Genomic DNA, 8,233 nt, shown 5'->3' with positions numbered 1-8,233 from the left:
ATTAATTATATATTTTGTAGTATATAGTACTTTAAAGTACGTAATCTTGATTAGCGATCGCTCTTGGGAAAAAACTTTTTGGTTTACTGATTATGGAGTTCTACAATTGTTAGAGCGATCGCAAGTCCTAACCCTAATCCACCAGCAGAACGAGTAGTGGAAGCGTCACGCTGACTAAACCGTTCAAAGACGAATGGTATAAATTCTGCTTCTATACCCCTCCCTCTATCAATAACAGTAATCTGAGCCTGAGACTCAACTTCCTCCAACCTCACCTCTACACTTTCATTCTTGGAACTAAACTTGATTGCATTTGAAAGCAAATTCCAAACCACTTGTTGTAAACGAATGGCATCACCCAAAACGTTGGACACAGCAGCATCAAGATGTAACTGAATTTGAATGCCTTTTGTTTCGGCTGACAATCGAATAGTATCTGCTGCTGACCGAATTACACTTGCTAGGTCAACAGGTTCGATTTCCAAATTCATCTCGCCCTTCTGCATCCTAGCTAGATCCAGCAAATCGTCAATTAAGCGAACTTGTAGACGGGCATTCCGCTCAATCGTTTCCAGTCCCTCAATTTTCAGTGCTTCATCCATCTCAGATTCAGTTAGCAATAGTTGCGCCCAACCGTGGAGATTATGCATGGGAGTACGTAACTCATGAGACAAGACAGCGACGAATTCATCCTTTACTCGATTGATTTCTGCCAATTCCTCAGTCTTTTGTCTCAGTTCTTCTTCTACACGCTTTTGTTCGGTGATATCAATGCCGATTAAAAATGCGGCTTTGTTCTGGTCATATTTTTGAGCCACAATTAAATAACTACGATCAGCGCTTATGGATTTCAACTCATATAATGCTTCAAATTGATCTCCAGCAAAGAAATTTTGCACGAACTCACGAAACCCATTACCATTAGCTAAGAAACCAATATCCTGACCAACAAAAGCTTCGGGAGACAAATTAAAACTATCAGCTAGGTGCTTGTTGACACCTAGATAGCACAAATCGGAACTGACCCAAGATACAATTCCAGGTACAGCCTCCAATACAGTCTGCAACTGATCTCTAGCAGCTTGCAATTTTTTTTCTGTCTGGTTGCGCTGGGTAATATCTAGAAATATACTTACACACCCCCGCACTTTTCCATCTTCATCAAATAAAGGGGCAGCATACTGCGATAGGTTAATTCTCACACCATCATCACGAACCACCTCGATCTCAGAATCCAGTATTTCCACACCATGAGTGGTAGCATATTGCATAGCCAGTTCTTCTGGAGCTAATTCTCTGCCATCCTGGTAAACTTTAAAGTTAGTTGGACGTTCATCATTAGGAGCGCTGAGAGAGGCGTTTGCGTCAACAGGTATGCCCAGTAGTTTGGCAAGAGCCGGATTAGCTCGAATAGTTCGGCATTCTGGATCTTCTGCAATGCCAATGCCAGTTGGAATCACCTCTAACAAAGTTTGTAATTCTTTAACTCGTCGATTTAAAGCTTGGTTTAGCTTAATAATTTTTGCTTCTGCTTGTTTGCGGTTCGTGACATTTTGGAAGATTGCCAAGCCCGTCAGAATTTTGCTATTTTCATCTTTGACTGGAAAAGTTTGTACTAGATAAACTTGATTGTTATAAGGAATTTCAATACACATTGGAGTACCCTGTAAGGTACTACGGTAAGCTGGTTCTATTAGATCGTAAGTCTCAGGAAGAACAGTTTCGTGCAGCGTTTTACCTTGGAACTCTTCTTTTGGTAAACCAAAGATTTGCAGTTCTGTACCCTCAGCACCCATAAAGCGCATATCTCGATCAAAGAGAAAAACTACTCCATTGGGTAGATTTTGGGTTAATGTTCGGTATAGTTCTTCACCTTGACGGAGTGAACGCTGACTCTGTAATAAATCTTTTAGATTGATTTGGGCTTCTGTTTTATCAGTATCTGACTGCTGTTTGCTTGACTGGAAGTTAGCAGTTAGCGCACTGATTAATAGACCCTCGATAACAAATAATACAAATTCTAGACTATCGAGAGTAGAAGATGGATTTGTAAAAAAGTAATGACTAGCTAAAGCAGCCAAAAACACTGATGCCAATCCTGAAATGATGCTACCGTACCAAGTACTTATAGCGATCGCAATCAGCCACAAACTGAAAGAACTTGTGATTCCAGTTAGATGCTCTAGTCCCAACTTGACTAGCAAGGTTACTCCCACACTGAAAAATGCAATCCTGTAAGGCAGGTATTTTTGTTTGATAAATAACATAGAGATGGGAGCAACGGGATGGGATTTCGTGAGGCCGGATAAAAAACGAGCGATGTCTACGGCGGGTCACGCCTATGCTAAAAACTATTTTCAGTGTAATAAATATTGAGTATATTTAAATACGTACTAATGCGTAGTGAGGTCTAATATATGGTGACATGCGCGAAAATTTGTAATGACAAGAATTCAAGTAGGATTTCCGAGTAGTGGGACTTAGATAAAAAGTAGCCAGAAAAAAGCCTCAAATGTATATATAGACAGACTTTGACATTGATTTGACCAGTTTATCGAAACAGAATTCAGGAGTCAGGAGCCAGAATTCAGAATGAATTTTGTGCGACTGGCGGATGAATAAGCGGGTTTAAAACCCCCACCAAATCTACGATTTGGTGGTCTACAATCAGTGGCGGGTCTGAATCCCCCACTGATTTATTCTGACTCCTGAATTCTGACTTCTGAATTCTGACTTCTGAATTCTTCTTCAATGATACATCTGGGTTTCAAGCATTTTTGAGCCTTCGGTGTATTTTCCTTGCCCTGTATGGGTTTGAGGCTTGTTTCTGCCCCAAAAATGTTTAAGTCTCGGTAGCAATGATTTTAAGATTGAAGATGTTTACCTTCAGGGAAAAATATATATGTGCAATTTCAGATTTAACTAAATCATCTGAATCTTAAAAAAACTTTGGCGTTGCATAAATGCAGCATTAATTGGCGGTTGAAACCATTTAAAATTCGCTCCAATTTGTGCGAAATTATCCCATGATTCTATTGATTGCTGATGATGCCGAATGGATATGGAAACATATTCCTCAAACCAGAAGGAGTATTGTTTTTCGGAGAAGCAAAACCAACAGCTATCGCTGCATTGAGTGGATCAATTAATAGAATTAGCGAAGCGATGATGATCCAAACACTTCCTACTTTCGCTGCAACAGGTTCTTTTCCATTTCAACTCACCCAGCAGCAGCAAAAAGCTCTAGATGCAATGTGGACATTTATACAGCCAACCGTGATGGCTGCTTTATTTCTGCTGGTTGGCTATGCTGGAACTGGCAAGTCAACTATTGTTTTCCAACTAGTTAAAGTTCTTGTCGCTACGGGTAAGCGAGTTGTACTGACTGCACCCACTAATAAAGCTGTAGGTGTGCTGCAACGCATGGCGGCAGAAAATGGCGTAACTGGGGTAGAATTCTTCACTATTCACCAGTTGTTAGGACTGGGTATGGTAACTAGAGGTAAAGAGAAAGTACTTGACCAAACAGGGCCTTCTTACATCAATCTATTTGATGTTGTCTTTATTGATGAATGTTCCATGATTGGCAAACAACTCTGGCGCTGGATTGAGGATGTTGCTAACCAATCATCCACCTGGACAAAAATCAAAATTATTCTCATGGGCGATCCAGCACAGTTAAATCCAGTTAATGAAGGAAAATCCCCTAGTTTTCAAGTGCCAGATAAAGCAGTATTGACTCAAGTTGTGCGTCAGGGAACTGGTAGCCCTTTGTTAGAGTTTGTCACCGCTTCTCGCTATGCAGTTACCAAGAGCAAGTATCCTTTTGAGCCTTATGCCAAATATCTGCCTGATAAAAGTAATGGGGCGTTGATGGTTAAACGTCAAACTTTGCTGCGTTATGCCTGCAAAAAGATGAAGAAAGAATTTGCTCAAAACCCAGATTGTTTCCGAATTTTATCCTGGACTAATACTCAAGTTGACTTTTACAATCATCAGATTCGCACACATTTATATGGTGAAAATCTCAATCGCTTTATTCCTGGAGAGAGATTAATCACCAGAGATCCTGTGATGGCTCCTGATGGTAAAACTACGATTCTTTCTACATCTACAGAGTTTACTGTTTTAGATGTCTTTGGGGATCGTTACAACAACTATGATACTTGGAGGTTAAAGGTAGAGACAGATGAAGGGATTGTGCGTCAAATCTATGTTCTGCATGAAGATGAGCAAAAACAATTTGACCAAGAAACCAAACGCTTACTCAAAAGTGCCAAGCGTAATCCCTTTCTGTGGAAGCAGTACTACAAACATTCAGAGCAGTTTGCCAACATCAGAAACTGCTTTGCATTAACTGTTCACAATAGCCAAGGTAGCACTTTCTTAGAAGCGGGTATTGATGGTAAAGATTTGAGTAAGCGACTTTATCCAGAACGAGGAGATGACAGTAAAGTAGTACTGGCAAAGATTAGAGAGTTTAATCGTTTGTACTATGTTTCTAGCTCACGGGCTAGACAACGGATATTAGTTATCCGGTAACAATGGTGTATAGGAATCTCGACCCTATCAAACGGAAACAGGGGAAGAGATATTTCCGCGATCGCACTCAGTCTAACCACCAGCACTATCCTTACCAAGGCTGCGTGGTTGGGCCAATCGTAAATTCGTTCACGTTTGTGTCTTCTGGCTGGTCAATCGCAAACGCCACAACATTGGCTACTCGATCCGGTGAGATGCCATATTGCTTATACAACGCTGTCATTTTTTCAGCCGCATCTTGGTCAGTAATCTGATCTAACAACTCAGTGTTAATTGCGGCAGGGTAAATTGTCGCAGTACGAATGTTAGTCCTTTCTTGGGCAGACTCCATGCGTAGAACTTCCATGAAATCGCGTACAAACCATTTCGTCCCACCATAAATCGCACCACCTGGATAAGCTTTTAATCCAGCAACCGATGAAGTTGTAATAATATGCCCAGACTTTTGGCTAACAAATGTTGGCAACACAGCAGCGATACCATTGAGTACACCCTTGATATTGATATCAACCGTTTGATTCCATTCATCAGTTTTTAGTGCAGAAAGTGGAGAAGTGGGCATGATGCCAGCGTTCAAGAAAATAACATCGACGCCTCCAAATGTTTCCTTGGCAAGCTTGACGATCTGGGCGTTATCAGATGGGTTAACCACATCCATCACTTGATAGACTGCTTGTCCGCCAGCTTTTTGAATTTCATCAACCAGTTGTCTCAATTTGTGTTCGCGTCGCGCGCCCAATACGACTTTAGCGCCTTTGCTTGCAAGCAATTTCGCACTTGCTTCACCAATCCCTGATGATGCGCCGGTAATAATCACAACTTTGTCTTTAATCATCTTATTCCTCTTTTTGTTAAGTAACTACTGAGTTCCGCAAGAGTGGACTTGCTAATCAGTGGCTAAGGGCACGCCGACGGTTCGATGTGGCATTAGCAAAAACTTTTCTGGTACAACTGCAAAGATTGAGAAAACAATTTAACAAGTTTTGCCATGTCATGTGTAAAAGTTTGCCCGAAAGGTCTAGATTAAGGATTGTTATCTCAGTTTTTTACATAATTTCCTCCTACTCTCTCCATCTCTGCTGAGTCAGGTTCTTTTGCTTTGACCATCACTACACGGTTTGACCGCCATCAACGACCAAGGCGTGCCCGACAACGAAGGAAGACGCATCCGAACACAGCCAGACCACAGCATTGGCGATCTCTTCGGGCTGTCCCATCCTTCCAATCGGTTCCTCTGAGATTACCTGTTCTCGTCCTTCAGGAGTGCCACCGGTGAAGCGATCCATCATCGACGTGTCGATATAGCCAGGACAGACGGCGTTGATGCGGATGTTCTGCGAGGCGTAGTCGAGAGCCGCCGACTTGGTGAGTCCGATCAAGCCGTGTTTTGCGGCGGTGTATGCGGCTCCGCCCTTGATGCCTATGACCCCAGCGCCCGATGATGTGTTCACGATCGCGCCGCCCCCTTGCTTGAGTAGCAGCGGAATTTCATACTTCATGCACAGAAAAACGCCGCGCAGGTTAATGTTGACGATCCGATCCCACTCTGACTCTTCGATTTGGGCTGTTGCTGCATTCTTCTGCTCCACACCGGCGTTGTTAAAGGCAAAGTCCAGCCGCCCGAAGGTTTCGATGGTCTTGGAAAGAGCCGCCTTCACGTCCTCGCTTCGCGTCACATCGCACTTGACGGCGATCGCTCGTCCGCCGAGTTGTTCGATCATGTGTGCCGTTTCTTGATTGCCCTGTTCTGAAACGTCGGCGACCACCACATTAGCGCCTTTACGGGCAAACGCCAGCGCCGTAGCTCGACCGATGCCGTTCGCTGCTCCGGTTACAAACGCAACCTTTCCCATATAGTTTCCATTCTCGTTCGTTGCCATTTTTTAACTCCTAACTTTTATTCCAATCAAGATTTCTGAAAGCCGTCATTTCGCGTCAGCTTTATATTCCTCGTCCGTCACAGGCTTGAGCCAATTCACCTGACTGTCGCCTTTGTAGTTGGTAATTACAACGTGCGTCATCCTGCTTTCGGGTGATGCGCCGTGCCAGTGTTCAATGTCGGGATTGCAAAGAATTACATCGCCTTTGTTAATCGTTTTGATGGGTTTGCCTTTTTCTTGATAAAGCCCTTTGCCCATCGTCACGAGTATAGTTTGTCCTGCCGGATGGTTGTGCCAGTTTGCCCGTGCGCCCGGCTCGAAGGTCACACTGGCGATTGAAAAATTATTGTTTTCGGTTTTTGGAGCGAGTGGCTGCACATAAACCGTTCCCGTAAAAGTTTCCGCCGGGGCTTTTTCGCCCTTCGGAAAAATCGTGTTTTCAGTTTTATTTTCCGCCTTTTCCATTTTTGTTTGCTCCGTATTAGCCGATTGCTGATTGCTGCATCCAACGGCTAAAAAAAGTGCCGCGCATAATATCAATCCGATTGTTATATTTTTCATAATTTTATTCTCCCGGTGATTACTCTAATTCAAACGTCACCGTTACGTTTCCTGATCCTACTGCGGCTTCAAGCCCTGAAGGATCGTCCATCCGTCCGAGTTTTGTATAACTGTATTGCGTCGGAAATGTTTTATAGAAAAGCACTAAGGTATTGCTTTCCCAAACCATCAGATCGCCTTTGTTGATTGTTTTGGGATTGGAAGAGTCGGTCGGCAAATTGTTCGAGAAATCATATTTTTTCTCGTTGCCGTTCAATTCATCCATCTTCAGCGTCAACGGCAGCATCGCTTTGAAAGCGTTTGCCGTCGCATTGTCAAAGAGTGTGGCATTGAAAGTCTTTGACCCGATTTTAATCTTCATCTTATTGCCTTTAGTCTCGTTGGCAGCATTACTGCTTTGATTATTAATATTCGTATTACCAGCAAATGACGATTGGTCTTGACTGCAACCGACGGAACTGCCGAAAATAAATGTTGCTGAAAACATCATTACGATTAAGAATTTCATATTGCTCATTCGTCTTTTTTGAAAGTGAAACGACTTCTTGGTTTCTGCTTCCTGATTACTTTAGATTCGTTTTGAAAAAGCCTTCCAGCTTGTCAAAAGGAATCAGATCGGTTTTGTCGTATAAATCAACGTGTCCGGCATTCGGAACAATAACCAGTTCTTTCGGTTCGGCTGCGCGTTTGTAAGCATCCTCACTAAACTCTTTTGAATGAGCCTTATCACCCGTAATGAAAAGCATCGGACGAGGGGAAATCGTTTCAATGTCATTGAACGGATAAAAGTTCATAAACTTAGTGTTACTGCTCAATGTCGGATGCGTCGTCAGTTCCGGCGACCCTCCCTTTGGGGTATAGTCACCTCGCGGAGTGCGGTAGAATTCATAAAATTCACGCTGAATAGGATGAGTATTTTCATCCAACTTATGAACAGTCCCGCCCGTATATTTGGTTTCGCCGCCGGTAAACTCTGCGTAACGCTGCTCCGCAGCCTCAGCTATAAGTTTCTTTCTCTGCTCTAAGGTTTGCGAAAGATTAAGTGCATTTCGGTTGGCTGCTCCCATATCGTACATACTGACTGTGGCAACAGCTTTCATTCGCGGATCAATCTTAGCGGCACTGATCACAAAACTTCCGCTACCACAAATTCCAATTATCAGTAAACCAAAAAGTTTTTTCCCAAGAGCGATCGCTAATCAAGATTACGTACTTTAAAGTACTATATACTACAAAATATATAATTAATG

Annotated in this window: 7 protein-coding genes; 1 reads left to right on the top strand and 6 read right to left on the bottom strand. The window is 42.8% G+C overall.

The window, feature by feature from the left end:
* Nucleotides 1–83: 83 nt before the first annotated feature.
* Entirely contained in the window at nt 84–2,267 is a 2,184-nt protein-coding gene (locus tag V7K42_RS03385) for an ATP-binding protein (RefSeq protein WP_334913539.1), read from the bottom strand.
* A gap of 778 nt (nt 2,268–3,045) precedes the next feature.
* Between V7K42_RS03385 and V7K42_RS03380 the strand changes: the two genes are divergently transcribed.
* A complete protein-coding gene (locus tag V7K42_RS03380; protein WP_334913537.1) occupies nt 3,046–4,542 on the top strand; it encodes an ATP-dependent DNA helicase in 1,497 nt (498 codons plus the stop codon).
* A 91-nt stretch (nt 4,543–4,633) separates the two neighbouring features.
* Here V7K42_RS03380 and V7K42_RS03375 read toward each other — a convergent pair whose 3' ends face one another.
* From V7K42_RS03375 to V7K42_RS03355, 5 genes are all read right to left on the bottom strand, one after another.
* Nucleotides 4,634–5,377, bottom strand: coding sequence for an SDR family oxidoreductase (locus tag V7K42_RS03375; RefSeq protein WP_334913535.1), 744 nt, complete (start codon nt 5,375–5,377; stop codon nt 4,634–4,636).
* 274 nt (nt 5,378–5,651) lie between these two features.
* The gene (locus tag V7K42_RS03370) at nt 5,652–6,422 is read right to left on the bottom strand and encodes an SDR family oxidoreductase (protein ID WP_334913533.1); all 771 of its coding nucleotides are present in this window, start codon (nt 6,420–6,422) and stop codon (nt 5,652–5,654) included.
* A gap of 45 nt (nt 6,423–6,467) precedes the next feature.
* Entirely contained in the window at nt 6,468–6,983 is a 516-nt protein-coding gene (locus tag V7K42_RS03365) for a (R)-mandelonitrile lyase (protein WP_334913531.1), read from the bottom strand.
* Between the two features lie 19 nt (nt 6,984–7,002).
* The gene (locus V7K42_RS03360; protein ID WP_334913529.1) at nt 7,003–7,500 is read right to left on the bottom strand and encodes a cyclophilin-like fold protein; all 498 of its coding nucleotides are present in this window, start codon (nt 7,498–7,500) and stop codon (nt 7,003–7,005) included.
* A 46-nt stretch (nt 7,501–7,546) separates the two neighbouring features.
* Complete coding sequence (locus V7K42_RS03355; protein ID WP_334913527.1) at nt 7,547–8,113, bottom strand: alpha/beta hydrolase; 567 nt, start codon at nt 8,111–8,113, stop codon at nt 7,547–7,549.
* Nucleotides 8,114–8,233: the final 120 nt, after the last annotated feature.

This window comes from Nostoc sp. (assembly GCF_036917455.1).
GTDB lineage: Bacteria > Cyanobacteriota > Cyanobacteriia > Cyanobacteriales > Nostocaceae > Nostoc.
Note: the sequence above shows the minus strand (reverse complement) of the source record. Positions and strands in the feature narration are given on the sequence as shown.